This is a genomic window from Mesorhizobium sp. WSM4847 (genome assembly GCF_055811335.1).
Window position 1 is genome coordinate 228,697 of the sequence record NZ_JBVVPY010000006.1, and the last position, 17,333, is coordinate 246,029.

The 17,333-nt window shown below is 63.4% G+C and carries 18 protein-coding genes; 14 read left to right on the forward strand and 4 right to left on the reverse strand.

Translation table 11 applies throughout. The features are described 5' to 3' along the window. The first annotated feature begins 82 nt into the window (after positions 1-82). Positions 83-856: an SOS response-associated peptidase gene (locus AC0L28_RS11035; protein WP_473477507.1), complete on the forward strand. Its 774-nt coding sequence runs from the start codon at positions 83-85 to the stop codon at positions 854-856. 78 nt (positions 857-934) lie between these two features. Here AC0L28_RS11035 and AC0L28_RS11040 read toward each other — a convergent pair whose 3' ends face one another. Continuing rightward, positions 935-1,090, reverse strand: a complete 156-nt coding sequence (locus AC0L28_RS11040; RefSeq protein WP_128248329.1) for a hypothetical protein — start codon at positions 1,088-1,090, stop codon at positions 935-937. Positions 1,091-1,480: 390 nt separating this feature from the next. On the opposite strand from AC0L28_RS11040, the gene cysS reads away from it, so the two are divergent. The 9 genes from cysS to AC0L28_RS11085 all read left to right on the forward strand — a co-directional run bounded on the left by cysS (position 1,481) and on the right by AC0L28_RS11085 (position 9,165). Continuing rightward, entirely contained in the window at positions 1,481-2,950 is a 1,470-nt protein-coding gene (cysS, locus tag AC0L28_RS11045) for a cysteine--tRNA ligase (protein WP_473477356.1), read from the forward strand. Between the two features lie 178 nt (positions 2,951-3,128). After that, positions 3,129-3,536 (forward strand): endonuclease domain-containing protein, encoded by a 408-nt coding sequence (locus AC0L28_RS11050; protein ID WP_473477358.1) that lies wholly within the window; start codon positions 3,129-3,131, stop codon positions 3,534-3,536. Further along, positions 3,533-3,919, forward strand: a complete 387-nt coding sequence (locus AC0L28_RS11055; protein ID WP_473477360.1) for a VOC family protein — start codon at positions 3,533-3,535, stop codon at positions 3,917-3,919. Before AC0L28_RS11050 ends, AC0L28_RS11055 begins: the two co-directional genes overlap by 4 nt. 4 nt (positions 3,920-3,923) lie before the next feature. Next, the gene (locus tag AC0L28_RS11060) at positions 3,924-4,415 is read left to right on the forward strand and encodes a GFA family protein (RefSeq protein ID WP_023800739.1); all 492 of its coding nucleotides are present in this window, start codon (positions 3,924-3,926) and stop codon (positions 4,413-4,415) included. After that, positions 4,412-4,888 carry a GFA family protein gene (locus AC0L28_RS11065; protein ID WP_473477363.1) on the forward strand — a complete coding sequence of 159 codons (477 nt, stop codon included), beginning with the start codon at positions 4,412-4,414 and terminating at the stop codon, positions 4,886-4,888. Before AC0L28_RS11060 ends, AC0L28_RS11065 begins: the two co-directional genes overlap by 4 nt. Next, a complete protein-coding gene (gene pip, locus AC0L28_RS11070) occupies positions 4,885-5,841 on the forward strand; it encodes a prolyl aminopeptidase (RefSeq protein ID WP_473477365.1) in 957 nt (318 codons plus the stop codon). The genes AC0L28_RS11065 and pip overlap by 4 nt, the downstream gene beginning before the upstream one ends. A 2-nt stretch (positions 5,842-5,843) precedes the next feature. Continuing rightward, a complete protein-coding gene (gene cimA / locus AC0L28_RS11075; protein ID WP_287196429.1) occupies positions 5,844-7,460 on the forward strand; it encodes a citramalate synthase in 1,617 nt (538 codons plus the stop codon). A gap of 83 nt (positions 7,461-7,543) precedes the next feature. Next, positions 7,544-8,464, forward strand: coding sequence for an EamA family transporter RarD (gene rarD, locus AC0L28_RS11080; protein ID WP_473477367.1), 921 nt, complete (start codon positions 7,544-7,546; stop codon positions 8,462-8,464). Positions 8,465-8,478: 14 nt separating this feature from the next. Next, on the forward strand, positions 8,479-9,165 hold the full coding sequence (locus tag AC0L28_RS11085) for a glutathione S-transferase family protein (protein ID WP_473477369.1): 687 nt from the start codon (positions 8,479-8,481) through the stop codon (positions 9,163-9,165). A 9-nt stretch (positions 9,166-9,174) separates the two neighbouring features. On the opposite strand, the gene AC0L28_RS11090 is transcribed toward AC0L28_RS11085, so the two are convergent. Beyond that, on the reverse strand, positions 9,175-10,176 hold the full coding sequence (locus AC0L28_RS11090) for a transporter (protein WP_473477372.1): 1,002 nt from the start codon (positions 10,174-10,176) through the stop codon (positions 9,175-9,177). A 205-nt stretch (positions 10,177-10,381) separates the two neighbouring features. Between AC0L28_RS11090 and AC0L28_RS11095 the strand changes: the two genes are divergently transcribed. Then, the gene (locus AC0L28_RS11095) at positions 10,382-11,713 is read left to right on the forward strand and encodes a PQQ-dependent sugar dehydrogenase (RefSeq protein WP_473477375.1); all 1,332 of its coding nucleotides are present in this window, start codon (positions 10,382-10,384) and stop codon (positions 11,711-11,713) included. Positions 11,714-11,809: 96 nt separating this feature from the next. Here AC0L28_RS11095 and AC0L28_RS11100 read toward each other — a convergent pair whose 3' ends face one another. Beyond that, a complete protein-coding gene (locus tag AC0L28_RS11100; RefSeq protein WP_027152697.1) occupies positions 11,810-12,421 on the reverse strand; it encodes an LOG family protein in 612 nt (203 codons plus the stop codon). Positions 12,422-12,585: 164 nt separating this feature from the next. Here AC0L28_RS11100 and AC0L28_RS11105 point away from each other — a divergent pair, with 164 nt between their 5' ends. The 3 genes from AC0L28_RS11105 (at position 12,586) to AC0L28_RS11115 (ending at position 16,369) form a co-directional block, all read left to right on the forward strand. Further along, positions 12,586-13,992, forward strand: a complete 1,407-nt coding sequence (locus AC0L28_RS11105) for an Ig-like domain-containing protein (RefSeq protein ID WP_473477378.1) — start codon at positions 12,586-12,588, stop codon at positions 13,990-13,992. A 64-nt stretch (positions 13,993-14,056) separates the two neighbouring features. Continuing rightward, complete coding sequence (locus AC0L28_RS11110) at positions 14,057-14,383, forward strand: ArsR/SmtB family transcription factor (protein WP_091590509.1); 327 nt, start codon at positions 14,057-14,059, stop codon at positions 14,381-14,383. 99 nt (positions 14,384-14,482) lie between these two features. Continuing rightward, positions 14,483-16,369 carry an ABCB family ABC transporter ATP-binding protein/permease gene (locus tag AC0L28_RS11115; RefSeq protein WP_091590511.1) on the forward strand — a complete coding sequence of 629 codons (1,887 nt, stop codon included), beginning with the start codon at positions 14,483-14,485 and terminating at the stop codon, positions 16,367-16,369. A 3-nt stretch (positions 16,370-16,372) separates the two neighbouring features. Here the strand turns inward: AC0L28_RS11115 and AC0L28_RS11120 are convergent, their stop codons facing one another. Beyond that, positions 16,373-17,233: an SMP-30/gluconolactonase/LRE family protein gene (locus AC0L28_RS11120; protein WP_473477381.1), complete on the reverse strand. Its 861-nt coding sequence runs from the start codon at positions 17,231-17,233 to the stop codon at positions 16,373-16,375. Between the last annotated feature and the right edge of the window lie 100 nt (positions 17,234-17,333).

A 17,333-nucleotide genomic window follows, 5' to 3' on the forward strand; every position in this document is an offset into this window, starting at 1 on the left:
CGGCGAGAGCAAGCATTAGCGGTTGCGCAACGCCGGTTCCATCGCCACCTTCACATCCGACCAATCCAACGAGTTTCAGCATATGTGCGGACGCTTCGCCTTGACCGCCACGCCGGACCGGGCCGCCGCTTTTCTCGGTCTGCCAGAACTGGAGGATTTCCCGCCCCGCTACAACATCGCACCGACGCAGCCGGTGCTGATGGCGATTGCAGGCTTGCCGCGAGCGCCAGGCGCGAACCTGCCAGACTCGAACCTGCAAGACCGGCAGCCGATGCTGGTGCGCTGGGGGCTGATCCCGGCGTGGGTGAAGGACACGCGTGCGTTTCCGTTGCTGTTCAACGCGCGCGCGGAGGGAGCAGCGCAAAAGGCCTCGTTTCGCGCCGCCATGCGCCATCGCCGCGCTTTGGTGCCGGCTTCCGGCTTCTACGAATGGCGTCAATCAGGCGACAAGCGAGGACAGCCCTATTGGGTGCGGCCGAAGCATGGCGGGCTTGTCGCCTTCGCCGGACTGATCGAGACCTATGCCGAGCCGGGCGGCTCGGAGATGGACACGGGCGCCATCCTGACCGTCAACGCCAATGCCGACATTGCCCATATCCACGACCGCATGCCGGTGGTGATAGATCCGCAGGATTTCGCCCGCTGGCTGGATTGCCGCACGCGCGAGCCGCGCGACGTGGCCGACCTGCTCAGACCGGCACAACTCGATTTCTTCGAGGCCGTCCCGGTTTCCGACCTCGTCAACAAGGTCGCCAACACCGGGCCGCAGATTCAGGAAAGGTGGCCGGAGCGCAAGAAGGCCAGGCGCCGGAAGCCGGGCGCCGACGACAGTCAGATGAGCTTGTTTCAGCAGTAGCTGCTATTTTCTGGGGCGCCTCAGCGCCTTCATTGCCGGCGCTGCCATTTCCTGGCGAACGGCCGGCCGCACGTCACATCAGGCAGCGCGCGGCGAGGTGATCTTCTGCGCCGGCTTCTTCTTCTTCGCTGTGTGGAGAAGGGCGGCGACGATCGCGGCCGGGCCGATCGCCCGGTATTGGGTGGCGAGCGCCGGTTGCTTGGCGCTGCTGGAGTCCTGCTTGGCTCGAGGCATCTTTCTCTTCCCTGGTAACGTCTTCGTGTCCGCGTTTGCTGGTCGAATCCGACCAAATCGTGACATCTGCTGATCTAGCCGGTGAATGTTTCATGACTGTGCCGAGATGTTTAATAAAATGTTTCACCGCGTCATTACCTGTGATCCAGCGGCTCTTTTGCCGAAAGTTGCGACTTGACGGCAACACTGGCTGAGGCGATAAAGCCGCTCATGAGAACGTCTTTCGCCATTTGTGGCATCTGCATTATTGGCTAGCTTCGCGCTGGTCCGGACGTTTTCGCCTATCTTCCTTCTAGAGTGGACAAACGCCCCGGCCAGCAGGCTGGTGGCTGATTTGCGTCTCGGCGCAAGTGGCCCCAACCAAAAAAGTAACGCACCGGGAAGGCACGAATGTCTGACACATCGAAGGGCCTGCGCCTCTACAACACGCTGACGCGGACCAAGGAGGATTTCTTCCCGATCGATCCGCGCAATGTGCGCATGTATGTCTGCGGCCCGACGGTCTACGACTTTGCCCATATCGGCAATGCGCGACCGGTGATCGTCTTCGACGTGCTGTTTCGTCTGCTGCGCCATCTCTACGGGCAAGCGCACGTCACCTATGTGCGCAACATCACGGATGTCGACGACAAGATCAACGACCGCGCGCTGCGCGATTTCGGCACCGAGATTGCCTCGGGAAAGCTGTCGCTGAACGAGGCGATCCGGCGGGTCACCGAAAAGACCGCTGACCAGTTCCACAAGGATGTGGCGACGCTCGGCTGCCTGCAACCTACGGTCGAGCCGCGGGCCACTGAATTCGTCGAGCCGCGCGCAGATGGCAAAGTCGACATGATCTCCTTGATTCAACGCTTGATCGAACGCGGCCATGCCTATGTTGCGGCAGGCGAAGTTCTGTTCGACACGGCCTCGATGCCGGACTACGGCCAATTGTCGAAACGCAATCTCGACGAACAGCAGGCCGGCGCTCGCGTCGCCGTCGATCCGCATAAGAAGAGCCCTGGCGATTTCGTGCTGTGGAAGCTGTCCTCGCCGGAAGAGCCGGGCTGGGACAGCCCGTGGGGCAGGGGCCGGCCGGGCTGGCACATCGAGTGCTCGGCGATGTCGGCCGCCTATCTCGGCGAGGTCTTCGACATTCATGGCGGCGGGCTCGACCTGATCTTCCCGCACCACGAGAATGAAATTGCACAGTCGCGCTGCGCCCATGGCACCGAGGTGATGGCCAAGGTGTGGATGCACAACGGCTTTCTGCAGGTCGAGGGGCAGAAAATGTCCAAGAGCCTGGGCAACTTCCACTCGATCAACGAGTTGCTGGAGACGGAGACCTTTGGTGGCCGCAAGTGGCCAGGCGAGGTGCTCAGGCTGGCGATGCTGATGACGCATTATCGCGAGCCGATCGACTTTTCCGTGCGCAAGCTGGAAGAGGCGGAAAATACGCTGCGCAAATGGAAGCGGGCGGCGGACCTGGCACCGGCGGCGGCCAAGCAATTGCCGGTCGAAGTGGTGGAAGCCTTGTCGGACGATCTCGCAACCTATTCCGCGTTCCAGGTGCTGACGCAACTGGCCGGCGAGGCTGTGGATTCCAATGCTGCCGGTGGCGGCAACGCCGCCGCGGGAAACCATGCTGCCGCTTCGCTGAAGGCGGCACTGTCGTTCCTCGGCTTCGACGTTGCGCCGGCCAAGGTTGATGAAGATGCCACCGCCAGGGCCATCGCCAGGCGCCTGGAACTGATCGCCGCCAAGAACTGGGCCCAGGCCGACCGCATTCGCGACGAGCTTCTGGCGCAAGGCGTGCAACTGAAGGACGGCAAGGATCCCGCCACCGGCACCCGCATCACCAACTGGGAGGTAAAGCGGTGAAGGTGGCGCGAGGCACCCCCCTCTGTCCTGCCGGACATCTCCCCCTCAAGGGGGGAGATTGGCAGCTTCGCCGGAAGCGCCCAATCACCAACGACGGCGATTGGCGAAAGCCGAAGTGCCGTCCAATCTCCCCGCTGGAGGGGGAGATGTCCGGCAGGACAGAGGGGGGCGAACCGCGATGACGCATTTCCCAGTACCCGCCAACAACCGCAGCAATGCGCGCAAGATGCGCAGCGCTATGACCGAACCCGAGCTGAAGCTTTGGAATGAGATTAGAGCGCACAGGCTGATGGGACTAGCCTTCAGGCGGCAGATGCCTATCGCCCACTATATCGTCGATTTCGCCTGCCCCGCCAAAAAGCTGATTGTCGAACTGGACGGCTCCCAGCATGCCCGGTCTGAACCTTCGGCATCCGATCTGGCAAGAAGCGCGAAGCTAGAGGCGCTGGGCTGGACCATCCTGCGTTTCTGGAACGACGACGACATTCGCGACATCGACAACGTCTGCCAGCACATTGTCATCGAAGCCGGCCTGGCCGCTGCCGGAATGCCGGCCGGCGAAGCAGCGAGGGAGGTAGTTCCATGATCGACCATCTTGGCATCACCGTTTCCGATTTCGACGTTTCGAAAGCTTTCTACGACAGGGCGATGGCGCCGCTCAGTGCCTCGCTGCTCTACATGGTGCCGCAGGAATACACCGGTGGCGCCAAGGTCGGCGGCTATGGCCGCGACCGGCCGGTGTTCTGGCTGCATCAAGGCAAGGACAAGCCGAAGGACCGCCAGCATGTCGCCTTCACCGCGCGCAGCCGCGCTGAAGTCGATGCCTTCCACGCCGCCGCCATCGCCGCCGGCGGCAAGGATAATGGTGGGCCGGGCCTTCGTCCGCACTATCACGCGAACTACTATGGCGCCTTTGTCTTCGACCCCGACGGCAACAATGTCGAAGCCGTCTGCCATGCCCCGGAGTGAAGTGATGAGCCTGGATAACAGACCGGTCTACACAGGCGGCTGCCAGTGCGGCGCCGTGCGTTTCCGTGTCGAAGGCGCGCTGGGCGACGCCTCCGTCTGTCATTGTCGCATGTGCCAGAAAGCAAGCGGCAATTTTTACCTGCCGCTGGTGTCGGTGCGTGGCGCAAAACTCGACTGGACGCGCGGCGTGCCCAAACGCTTTCGTTCCTCCAACGCCGCCTGGCGCGGTTTTTGCGCCGATTGCGGCACGCCGCTGACTTTCGAGGCGCCCGACGGCATCGCACTCGCCATCGCGGCCTTCGACCATGCGGAGGAGATCGCGCCGACCATCCAGTGGGGCACCGAAGCAAAACTCCCCTATGTCGATCACATCCACGAATTGCCTGGCGAGGAGACGATGGCCGATGTTTCGTCGTCCTCCTATCTCGCCGATCTCGTTTCTTACCAGCACCCCGACCACGACACCGAACAATGGCCGCCGGAGGAAAGATCATGACCGAAACCGTTCGAACCGGCGGCTGCCAGTGCGGCGCCGTGCGTTTCCGCATTCGTGGGGCGCTTGGACGCCCTTCCATCTGCCATTGCCGCATGTGCCAGAAACAGTTCGGTTCATTCTTCGGCGCGCTGGTGACGGTGCCGAATGACGGTGTCGAATGGGTGCGCGAGGAGCCGAGCTATTTCCAGTCGTCGGTCAACATCGATCGCGGCTTTTGCAGCCGCTGCGGCACGCCGTTGACCTACAGGCAGCCTGGCGGGCTTGAGATCGCCATCGGCGCCTTTGACGATCGCTCCGACCTCGCACCGCAGATCCAGATCAACTATGCCGCCCGGCTGCCTTGGGTGGAGAAGATCTTCGACGCGCCGGTCCATGACGATCCTGACTACTACACCCGGCAGGAATCGATCATCTCCTTCCAGCATCCGGATCACGAGACGGCCAATTGGCCGCAGCAGGGCCTGAAATTATGAGCAATGACCTGCGCACCCTCTATCCGGAGATCGAGGCCTTCGACTCAGGCATGCTCGATGTCGGCGATGGCCATCAGGTCTATTGGGAGCGTTCCGGCACCAGGGGCGCCAAGCCGGCCGTGTTCCTGCATGGCGGACCGGGCGGCACCATTTCGCCAAAGCACCGACGGCTGTTCGATCCGAAGCTTTACGATGTCATCCTGTTCGACCAGCGCGGCTGCGGGAAGTCGACGCCCAACGCCTCGCTCGAGGCCAACACCACCTGGCATCTGATCGCCGACATCGAGCGCCTGCGCGACATGTGCGGCTTCGACAAATGGCTGGTGTTCGGCGGCTCGTGGGGGTCGACGCTGGCGCTGGCCTATGCCGAGACGCACCCCGAGCGGGTCAGCGAACTGGTCGTGCGCGGCATCTACACGCTGACGCGCGCGGAGCTCGACTGGTATTACCAGTTCGGCGTCTCGGAAATGTTCCCCGACAAATGGGAGCGCTTCCTGGCGCCGATCCCCGAGGGCGAGCGCGGCGACATGATGGCCGCCTATCGCAAGCGGCTGGTCGGCAGCGACCGCAAGGCGCAGGTCGAGGCCGCCCGCGCCTGGAGCCTGTGGGAAGGCGAGACGATCACGCTGTTGCCCGATCCGGAAACCAGCAGCCGGTTTGGCGAAGACGATTACGCCGTGGCCTTCGCCCGCATCGAGAACCATTATTTCGTCCATGCTGGCTGGCTTGAGGAAGGGCAGCTGCTGCGTGATGCCTTCAAGTTGAAGGACATCCCCGGCACCATCGTCCATGGCCGCTACGACATGCCGTGCCCGGCGCGCTATGCCTGGGCGCTGCACAAGGCGTGGCCGAAGGCGGACTTCCATCTGGTCGAGGGCGCCGGCCATGCCTATTCGGAGCCGGGCATCCTCGACCGGCTGATCCGGGCGACGGATAAGTTTGCGGGGAAATGATCATGGGCCGCGAGCGCCTCTATCTCTTCGACACCACACTGCGCGATGGCCAGCAGACGCCGGGCATCGACTTTTCGGTCGAGGACAAGATCGCCATCGCCGGGCTGCTTGACGCGTTCGGCGTCGACTATATCGAAGGCGGCTATCCCGGTGCCAACCCGACCGACACCGCCTTCTTTGCCAAGCACCGCACGGCAACCGCCAAATTCGTCGCCTTCGGCATGACCAAGCGGGCAGGGGTGTCGGCTTCGAACGATCCAGGCCTTGCCGCATTGGTCCAGTCGAAGTCGGACGCCATCTGCTTTGTCGCCAAGAGCTGGGACTACCATGTCCGCGTTGCGCTGGGCTGCACCAACGAGGAAAACCTCGAGGCGATCAAGGCGTCAGTCGAAGCGGCGATTGGCTCGGCCAAGGAAGCATTGGTCGACTGCGAGCATTTCTTCGACGGCTTCAAGGCCAATCCCGATTATGCGCTGGCTTGCGCCAGGACCGCTTACGACGCCGGCGCGCGCTGGGTGGTGCTGTGCGACACCAATGGCGGCACGCAGCCGTCGGAAGTGCGCGCCATCGTCGAAAAGATCATCGAGGCAGGCATACCGGGGGACCATCTCGGCATCCATGCCCATGACGACACCGGCCAGGCGGTGGCAAATTCGCTGGCCGCCGTCGAGGCCGGCGCGCGCCAGGTCCAGGGCACGCTGAACGGCATCGGCGAGCGCTGCGGCAACGCCAATCTGATCTCGATCGTGCCGACGCTGGCGCTGAAGCCGGCCTTTTCCAGCCGCTTCGAGACAGGCATCTCGGCCGAAGCGTTGGCCGGCATATCGCGCCTGTCCCGCGCCTTCGACGAATTGCTGAACCGCGCGCCGGAAGCGCAGGCGCCCTATGTCGGCGCTTCCGCCTTCGCCACCAAGGCCGGCATCCATGCCTCGGCGCTGGCCAAGGAGCCGGCCACTTACGAGCATGTGCCGCCGGAAGCGGTCGGCAACCGCCGCCGGGTCATGGTCTCGGACCAAGGCGGCAAGGCCAATTTCCTCGCCGAGTTGAAACGGCGCGGCATCGAAATGCCGAAAGACGACCACCGGCTGGACGCGCTGATATCAGTGGTCAAGGAGCGCGAGGCCGAGGGCTATGCCTATGAAGGCGCCGATGCCAGCTTCGAGCTGCTGGCGCGCAAGATGCTGCATGGCCTGCCGGAATTCTTCAGCGTCACCTCGTTCCGCTGCATGGTCGAGCGCCGCTTCGACGCCAATGGCCAGCTGAAGACGGTCTCAGAGGCGATCGTCAAGGTGCTGGTCGATGGCGAGGAGAAGATGTCGGTGGCGGAAGGGCACGGCCCGGTCAACGCGCTCGACATCGCGCTGCGCAAGGATCTTGGAAAATTTCAGAACGAGATCGCCGACCTCGAGCTCGCCGACTTCAAGGTGCGTATCCTCAATGGCGGTACCGAGGCGATCACTCGCGTGCTGATCGAATCGCACGATGCAACCGGCGCCCGCTGGTGGACGGTCGGCGTCTCAGAAAACATCATCGACGCTTCATTCCAGGCGCTGATGGATTCGATCGTCTACAAGCTGATGAAGAACCGCGAGATGGCCGGGCTGGTCGCGGCGGAGTAGGATTGAACCATCAGCGAAAGTCCATTGATCCATCAGAACTTTGCGATGGTCTTGGCCCGGCGGCTGGCGCATAGCGTTGGGCGATGGCCACGGACGCAATTCAGCTCGAAGCAGACTCAAAGGCCCGGCGTGGATTCCTGCTGGCGCTGGGCGCCTATCTCCTGTGGGGGTTGCTGCCCTTCTATATGAAGGCGGTTGCACATCTGCCACTGGCCGAAGTCATCGCGCACCGCATCGTCTGGTCGGTGCCGATCGCGGCGGCAGTTTTGATCTGGGCCGGCCGCACGGCGGATTTCAAAGCGGCGTTGCATTCGCCGCGCATTATTTCCATGGCGGCGCTGACGGCGGCGCTGATTTCGGTCAACTGGGGCATCTATGTCTGGGCCATCGCGGTCGACCGTACCATCGAGACTGCGCTTGGCTACTACATCAACCCGCTTGTCAGTGTCGTCGTCGGCGCGCTGCTGCTCAGCGAACGGCTCGACCGGCTGCAAATCGCGGCGGTGGTGCTGGCGGCCATCGCGGTCGCGGTGCTGACGATCGACGCCGGCAAGCTGCCCTGGGTGTCGCTGGTGCTGGCGTTTTCCTTCGCCGCCTACGCCTTCTTCCGCAAGACGCTGCCGATCGGTCCCAGCCAGGGTTTCTTGCTTGAAGTGCTTTTGCTGTCGATGCCGGCGCTCGGCTACATCATCTTCCTCATCGTCACCGGGCAGGACCATTTCGTCTCCAGTTCCCTGAACGATACCGCACTGCTGATCGGCTGCGGCCCGGTCACCGCCATACCGTTGCTGCTGTTTGGCTTCGGGGCCAAGCTGCTGCGTCTCTCCACCATCGGCATCATGCAGTATATCGCGCCGACCATTGTGTTCCTGATCGCCGTGCTGATTTTCGGCGAACCCTTCGGCAGCACCCAGGCCATCGCCTTCGGCCTGATCTGGGCGGCGCTGGCGATCTATTCCTGGTCGATGTTCCGCGGTCGCGAGATCCGGCCGGCAATGCGTTAGAGCAAGGATTTTCGATGTACGTGCTGCACATAGCAAACAAGAATTATTCCTCGTGGTCGCTGCGGCCATGGGTGCTGATGCGGACATTGGACGTCGCCTTCGAGGAGCGGCTGACACCGTTTCCGACCGGATCGAGTTGGAGCCTCTACCGGCCGTTCTCGCCCAGCGGCCTCGTACCGTGCCTGATTGACGACGGCTGGGCAGTCTGGGATTCGCTCGGCATCACCGAATATCTGGCCGAGCGCCACGCTGGCGTCTGGCCTGCCGAGCCGAAGGCGCGAGCCTGGGCGCGGTCGGCAGCGGCCGAAATGCATTCGAGCTTCACCGCCTTGCGCGGCTCCTGTCCGATGAACTGCGGTGTCCGCGTCGCGCCGGTGCCGATGTCGGATGCGCTGAAGCACGACCTTTTTCGCCTCGGCGATCTCTGGGACGACGGGCTTCGCCGCTTCGGCGGACCGTTCCTGGCTGGCGATCGCTTCACTGCCGTTGACGCCTTCTTTGCCCCGGTGGCGTTTAGGGTTCAGTCCTACGGACTGTCCTTCGAGGGCGCGGCTGCCACCTATCCGGCGCGATTGCTGGCTCTGCCGGCGATGCGCGAATGGTACGCGGCAGCCCTTGCAGAGGAGTGGCGCGAGCCGAACCACGAAGCGGAGGCGCGCGCCGCCGGCACTGTCATCGAGGATTTTCGCGCGACCTTGTAACGGTTGCCGCTACATCCCGCGCCCCAGCCGCCTGACGAACAGATAGACGACCACCGCGACGGCGAGCGATATCGCCGACGCCACCCAAAAGCCCACCGGCGTGTCGACCAGCGGCAGCCCGCCGACATTCATGCCGAACAGGCCTGAGACGATCGTCATCGGCAACAGCACCGCGGTCATCACCGACAGCATGTAAAGCAACTGGTTCGACTGCGTCGTCAGCTTGGCCATCAGCTCGTCCTGCAAGAGCCGGGCGCGGGCCCGCAATTGCTCGCCGTCATGATGCAACGTATGGGCGCGGTGCGAAAGCCGTGCCGCCATGTCGTTGATTGCGTCCGGCAGGTCATTGCGATGCGAATGGTCGAGATGGCGGAACAGGCTGGTCAGCGTCGCCATCTGCCGATGGATCACCACCAGTTGCCGGCGCGCATCGACCAGCGCCTGCCGCTCATTGTGCCATGCATCGCAGACGATGCGGTCCTCGATGCCATCGAGCGTGTCGCCAAGGCCAGCGAGTTCCGTCGTCATGCCGTCGAGCGACTGGCCCATGACAGCCTCGATCAGTTCGGCCGGAGAGCGGAACTTTCGCGATCCGTTGTCGATCGCCTTGCGGATTTTGTCGACCGATTGCAGCGGTTGCTTGCGGCCGCCGATCAGCATCGTGTCGTTGAAGGCGAAGCGGAAATGGCCAAGCCCGCGCGCCTCCGCCGAATAGTCGTGGCGCAGGTCCGGCAAATCGCCATACAGCCAGTCGCCCTCGAGGTCGATATGGCAGCCATGGCCGGCCGACAGGAAGGCATCGCGCACCGGCGGCGGCAAAGCCGGCTCGGTGGCGATCTCGTGGCGCGCGCGCATGTCGGAAAGCTGGTAGCTGCGCCATGTCCAGCGTGTGGCGGTCGCGTCTTTGGTTCTCGTGCCTTCGGCGGCGAAGTGATAGACGAAGAACAGCCCGTGCTCGTCCGGCAGGTAAGGCGACAGATCGCTGCCGTCTGGATTGAGAGGGATGTTCATGATCGCGTCGCCAGTCTCTCGAATACGCCGCGTGGCGGCGACCTAGACTGTGATTATTAGCACGGGCGAACCGTTTTCGTGTGACTGTTTTGACGGTCATCCGAGGCGGCGTACCAACGCCGTTGTTTGGAGCCAGTTTGGAATAATACGTCGTTGACTCGCGTTTGCGTAAAGAGCACGACGCAATCCATGCGGAGGACGTCCGATGCATGCCGGCTTCCCACGAAGCCTACTCATAGCGGTATTGGGAGCCGTCATTGCCGGCTGCGCTGGCTTTTCGGCGCAGAAAACGGGGGCAATAATCGGCTATGGCCCCAACCCAACCTTACCGAAACCAAGACCGACGCTGATCCCGACCGTCAACATCGCCGAGGCGAAAGGCTGGCAGAAAGGTGGTATGCCGACCCCGGCGAACGGGCTGACGGTGAACCCCTACGCCACCGGCCTCGACCATCCGCGCTGGCTGCACGTGCTTCCGAACGGGGACGTGCTGGTTGCCGAAACCAATGCCCCTGCCAAGCATGACGAAGGCTTCAGCCTTAGAAAGGTCTTTATGGACCTCGCTATGAAGCGCGCCGGGGCCGCGACCAAAAGCGCCAACCGCATCACGCTCCTGCGCGACACCAATGGCGACGGCATTGCGGATGTGCGCAGGACGTTCGCAGAAGGCCTCAATTCTCCCTTTGGTATGACGCTGTCCAAAGGCATTCTCTATGTAGCGAATACCGACGCGCTTGTCGCTTTCCCCTACTCCAATGGCCAGACCCAAGCCACAACGCCGCCGGAAAAGATCGTCGACTTACCGGCCGGAGATCTCAACCATCATTGGACCAAAGATGTGATCGCAAGTCCGGATGGACGCAAGCTCTATGTCACCGTCGGCTCCAACAGTAACGTTGGAGAAAACGGCATGGCCGCGGAGAAGAACCGCGCCGCCGTCCTTGAAGTGGACCGGTCGACCCGCCGTACCCGGGTCTTCGCGTCAGGGCTGCGCAACCCGAACGGGCTCTCCTGGAACCCTGAAACCGGCAAGCTTTGGGTCGCCGTGAACGAGCGTGACGAGATCGGCGACGATCTTGTGCCGGACTATATGACCTCGGTTCGTGACGGCGCTTTTTACGGCTGGCCCTACAGCTATTTCGGACAGAACGTCGACGAACGCGTCAAGCCGCAGCGCCCCGGTCTCGTGGCTAGGGCGGTCAAGCCCGACTACGCGCTGGGTTCCCATACCGCCTCGCTGGGACTGACCTTCTCCAAAGGGGCGTCGCTCGGCCCAGCCTACGGCAACGGCGCGTTCGTTGGTCAGCACGGCTCGTGGAACAGAAGTGTGCTCAGCGGTTACAAGGTGATCTTCGTGCCGTTCCGCGGTGGTAAACCGAGCGGTCCCCCGAAAGATGTGCTCGCTGGCTTCGTCGGGCGTGACGGCAGGGCGATGGGCCGTCCGGTCGGCGTTGCTATCGATCAGAGCGGCGCACTGCTCGTCGCCGACGATGTCGGCAATGTCATCTGGCTGGTCAGTAGGGCAGTAGGGCAGTAGGGCAGTAGGGCAGTAGGGGGCAGTAGGGCAGTAGGGCAGTAGGGCAGTAGGGCAGCGCCTCATGAGCGCGGCATGCACTACATACTCCACTATACCCTAAAGCTTGTCGATCACCGACTGCACGCCTTCGGTCGGTGCGTCGACCGACGATCCCGCGACCATGATGGCAGCGACGATCGCTTCCGGATCGTCGACCACCAGCGGCCTGACCCGCTGCGCGGTGTGGATGAAGCCTTCGGCCATCATATGGTCGAGCAGCGCCAGCATCGGGTCCCAGAATCCTCCAACGTTGCCGAAGACGATCGGCTTGCGATGATGGCCGAGCTGGCCCCAGGTCATGATCTCGATGATTTCCTCGACAGTGCCGATGCCGCCCGGAAGCGCCACAAACGCGTCGGATTTCTCGAACATCGTATGTTTGCGCTCGTGCATGTTTTCGGTGATGACGAGCTCGTCAAGCCGGTCAAGCGCGGTTTCGGTGGCCTCCCTGTTGATCAGGAAGCGCGGAATGATCCCCGTCACCTTGCCGCCGGCCCGCATTGCGCCCTCGGCGACGGCTCCCATGATGCCCCTGGTGCCGCCGCCATAGATCAGACGCAGGCCGGACTTGGCGATCGAACGCCCAAGCAGGTGTCCGGCCTTGGCATAGGTTACATCGCGGCCCGGCGACGAGCCGCAATAGACGCAGATGGATCGAATCGTGTTCATGAGATGATTGGTGATTGGGTCTTTATTCGCGGTCAAGCCCGGGCGGGTTTTTTCTTGTCGGCCCCGTTTATTCGTGTCGGCCCTTTTTCCTGTCGGCCCCCCTTGTTCTTGTCGCCTTGGGCAAAACAGGCTAGACCGCATTAGGTGGCTAAGGGCAGGGAAATATGGCAATTAATCCTTTGAAGGCGTTTTTGTTCGTCGTCGGCGGCTCCGTCGCCGCGGCGGGAACCGCCTATGTGTCGGGCGCGCTCGATCCGTATCTCACTCGCACGCCGCCGGCGGGAGTGGCATCGCTGACGCCGCCGGTGGAGACGCCGGCCGAACCAGTGACCGATGCACCGCCGCCGCCGGCGCCTGCCGCTGGTGCGATGGCACCGGCAGCGCCGGCGGCGGCCGATGCGATTGCGCCGACTTTCGACATCGTTCGGGTCGAGATCAAGGGCTCTATTGTCGTCGCCGGCAAAGCCGCACCCAACGCCAAGGTCGAGATTCTCAACGGTTCGACGGTTCTCGGCTCGACGGTCGCCGGTGCCGATGGCGCTTTTGCCATCGTTCTCGACGATGCGCTGAAACCCGGCGATTACACGATCGCGCTGCGCTCGATGACCGGCAATGTCGTGACCCCCTCGGCGCAGACGGCTATCGTCTCGATTCCCAAGAGTCCTGCTGGCCAGGTGCTGGCGATGATCGAGGAGCCGGGCAAGGCCTCCGAATTGCTCACCGTTCCTTCACCCGAGACAAAGCCTGAATCGCCGCCTGCCGGCGACAAGGCGGCCGCCCCGGCTTCCGAGGACTCCGCTGCCGGGGACCCCGCTGCCGCAGCACCAGCCGCACCGGCTGCCACCGCGCCGGCCACCGTCGAAGCCGTCCCCGCGCCCGCTCCGGGCGGGCCGGCCGCACCAGCGACACCAGCTGCAGGGCCAAAGGTCGTCGTCGAAGCGATCGAGATCGACGGCAACAAGATCTTCGTCGCCGGCCTCGCCGACCCCGGCCGCAAGGTGCGCGCCTATGCCAACGATATCTTGCTCGGCGACGCGAAGACTTCGCCCGACGGCCATTTCCTGGTCGAGGCGACGCGCAACATTCCGGTCGGCACCTACACGATCCACGTCGACGCGCTCGATGCCGACGGGGTCAAGGTGGTGGCCCGTGCCGCCGTGCCGTTCGAGCGCGAGCCGGGCGAGTCGATCGCCGCCGTGGCGCCTGCCGAGGCAAAGCCGGCCGCGCCGACAACCACGCCTGCGGCGCCCGCGGCCGAGGCGCCAGCCGATATGGCGGCTGCGACGCCCCCGACCGGAGTGCCCGAGACCGCGGCGCCGAAGCTCGAACACGCCGACAGCGCCGTTATCATCCGCCGCCGCGATACGCTGTGGCGGATTTCGCGGCGCGTCTACGGCCAAGGCGTTCGCTACTCGACCATCTACCTCGCCAATCAGGATCAGATCAGGAATCCCGACCGCATCTGGCCGGGGCAGGTGTTCAAGGTCCCCGGAAAATCGCAGGAAGGCGAAGCCGCCAACCTCAAGGCGATGGGCGACCAGATGACGACGGCCCCGACAAAGGCCAACTAGAAATCCTTTTCTTCTCTAGCGGGCTCTTGCGGAAAGTTCATTCATCGTCTATCGCCGATAGACGATGAACGCTCCCTTGACCGAGAAGACCTGCGGCTTCGCCGACAGCCAGGCCGTCGCCGCGAAGCTCGCCGCGCTTTCGCATCCGGCCCGGATCGAAATTCTCCGGCACCTTTCGGCCAGCCGCTCCTGCTGCTGCCGCGAGGTCGTCGACCATCTCGACCTAGCGCAGTCCACCGTTTCGCAGCACCTGAAGATACTGGTCGAAGCCGGGCTCGTCCGCTACCAGCCGGATCGGCAACGCTCGCGCTATGAAGTCGACAGCGATGCGCTCGAAGATGTTTCCGCATCGCTGGCCGCTCTGGTCAATTCGTGCTGCTCCGGCCGCTAGACCATCATCCCGAACCGAAGGACCGTCTCAGCGAAAAGTGGAAGCCGGTTTTCGGAAAAGATCGTGGTCAAGCAATAAGAAATACGAAAAGGCGATAAAATGGCCGAAAAAACCGTCTCCGCCGATTCTGGCTCGACCTTCAAGACATTGCGCAATCTTTGGCCCTATATGTGGCCGGCCGACCGTGCCGATTTGCGGGCGAGGGTGGTGTGGGCGACCGTGCTTCTGGTCGTCGCCAAGCTGACGCTGGTTGCCGGTCCCTACTTCTTCAAATGGGCGACCGATGCGCTGGCTGGTGACGCCAAGTCGGCGCCGCCGCTGCCGGCCTTCATGCTGGCGCCAGTCATGCTGGTCATCGCCTACAATGTCGTGCGGCTGGTGCAACTCGGTTTCAACCAGCTGCGCGACGCGCTGTTTGCCCGCGTCGGACAATACGCGGTGCGCCAACTCGCCTTCCGCACTTTCATCCACATGCATCGATTGTCGCTGCGCTTCCATCTCGAGCGCCGCACCGGCGGCCTGTCGCGCATCATCGAGCGCGGCACCAAGGGCATCGAGACGATCGTCCGCTTCACCGTGCTCAACACCTTGCCGACCATCCTCGAATTCGCGCTGACAGCCGGCATCTTCGCGGTCACCTATGGCTGGAAGTACGTGGCTGTGGTGGCGGTGACGGTCTGGCTCTATATCTGGTTCACCATCAGGGCGAGCGACTGGCGCATCGTCATTCGCCGCGACATGAACGACAGCGACACCGATGCCAGCACCAAGGCGATCGACTCGCTGCTCAATTTCGAGACGGTCAAATATTTCAACAACGAGGGCATGGAAGCCGAGCGCTTCGACCGTTCGATGGCGCGCTACGAGACCGCTGCCACCAGGATATGGACCTCGCTCGGCTGGCTGAACTTCGGCCAGGGCGTCATCTTCGGTCTCGGAACGGTTATCGTCATGTGCCTTTCGGCGCTGGAGGTGCAGGCCGGCACGCAGACGGTTGGCGACTTCGTGTTCATCAACGCCATGCTGATCCAGCTTTCGGTGCCACTCAACTTCATCGGCTTCATCTATCGCGAAATCCGCCAGGGCCTGACCGACATCGAGCAGATGTTCGGTCTGCTGGATGTGCCGCAGGAGATCGTCGACAAGCCGGGGGCCAAGCCGCTGGTCGTCGGCTCCGGCAAGGTCGAGTTCCGCGACGTGCAGTTTTCCTACGATCCCAACCGCAAGATCCTGAAAGGCATCAGCTTCGAAGTGCCGGCCGGCAAGACGGTTGCCATTGTCGGGCCATCGGGCGCCGGCAAGTCGACCATTTCGCGGCTGCTGTTCCGCTTTTACGACATCCAGGGCGGCAAGATTCTGATCGACGGCCAGGACATTCGCGACGTGACTCAGCAGAGCTTGCGCGCGGCGATCGGCATGGTGCCGCAGGACACCGTGCTGTTCAACGACACCATCGCCTACAACATCCGCTACGGCCGCGTCGATGCCAGCGAGGAGGATGTGCGCAAGGCGGCAGAACTCGCCCAGATCGGGCCGTTCATCGAGCGGCTGCCCGACGGCTACCGTTCGATGGTCGGAGAGCGCGGACTGAAATTGTCCGGCGGTGAGAAGCAGCGCGTGGCAATCGCCCGCACCATTTTGAAGGCGCCGCCGATCCTGATGCTCGACGAGGCGACCTCGGCTCTCGACAGCCATACCGAACAGGAGATCCAGGCGGCACTCGACCTAGTCAGCAAGGGTCGCACCACCATCGTCATCGCCCACCGGCTGTCGACGGTGATTTCGGCCGACGAGATCATCGTGCTGCAGGACGGCCAGATCGCCGAGCGCGGCACGCATGCCGCCTTGATGCGCAAGGCCGGCCTGTACGCGTCGATGTGGGATCGCCAGCGTGAGGCAACCGAGGCCGAGGAGCGGTTGCGCATTGCTCGCGAGCGCGACGAGTTCGGCGTTGTCGTCCGCCGCCGCCCCTCCGAGGTGTCGTAGCCCCTACGGCCAGCCAGCGCCCGGCGCGGAAGCTTCGATGCTGAGCACCTGGCCGGTGCGCGCATCGCTGATCATGTGCTCGAAGCCGCGCCATTCGGCGGCGACGATGAACAGCGTCTTGCCGTCGGCGCCGCCGAGCATGCAGGCAAAGCAGCCGCGATCGGCATCGACACTGTCGAGCATCGCCCCGCCCTCGCGCACCCGCACGCAGTGCCGGTTGGGGACGTCGGCATACCAGATGGCGCCTTCGGCATCGAGGCAGATGCCGTCGGGAAAGCCGTTGCCGAGGTCGGCCCATCGCCGCCGGTTGGCAAGGCCGCCATCGGCGGCGATGTCGAAGGCGGTCAGCCTGTTGGCGTGGGACTCGGCGACGATCAACGTCTTGTTGTCAGACGACACCGCCATCCCATTGGCGAAGGCGATCTTGTCCGCCACCTGCCGCACCGACCCGTCCGGTGCAATCAGCACGATGGTGCCGGGGCCGAAATGCTGGCCGGGAACCGGCGCTGGCCCACCGCCATTGACGTAGATGTTGCCGCGCCCGTCGACGACGATCTCGTTCCAGGCGTTCCGTGAGAGGTGTCGCAGATCGGCGTGGGTGACCAGCGTCCCGTCTGCTTCCTGCCGCAGCACCAAGCCCTCACGCCCGCAGACGACGACCAGGCGACCGTCCGGCAGCCAGTCGACCGAATAGGGCAGGGTGGCCGGCACGGTGAGCATGACCTCACTGTTGCCGTCGGAATCGACGGCGATGATCTGGCCGGTTCCCCAGTTGCAGATCCCATGCCAGCGCGGCGATTCGCCGAACGCCAGACCGTTCATCACGACCCGCGCTTCCTTTGCTGCTGATTTCCGTGACAGCATTTGTTGCCTCCAGCTTTCGTTCGGCGGGCGCTTTGACAAGGCCCGTATCTCCAAGGACGCATGAGGCCGGTTCGCCCCGACACCAGTCATGCTTTTTTGG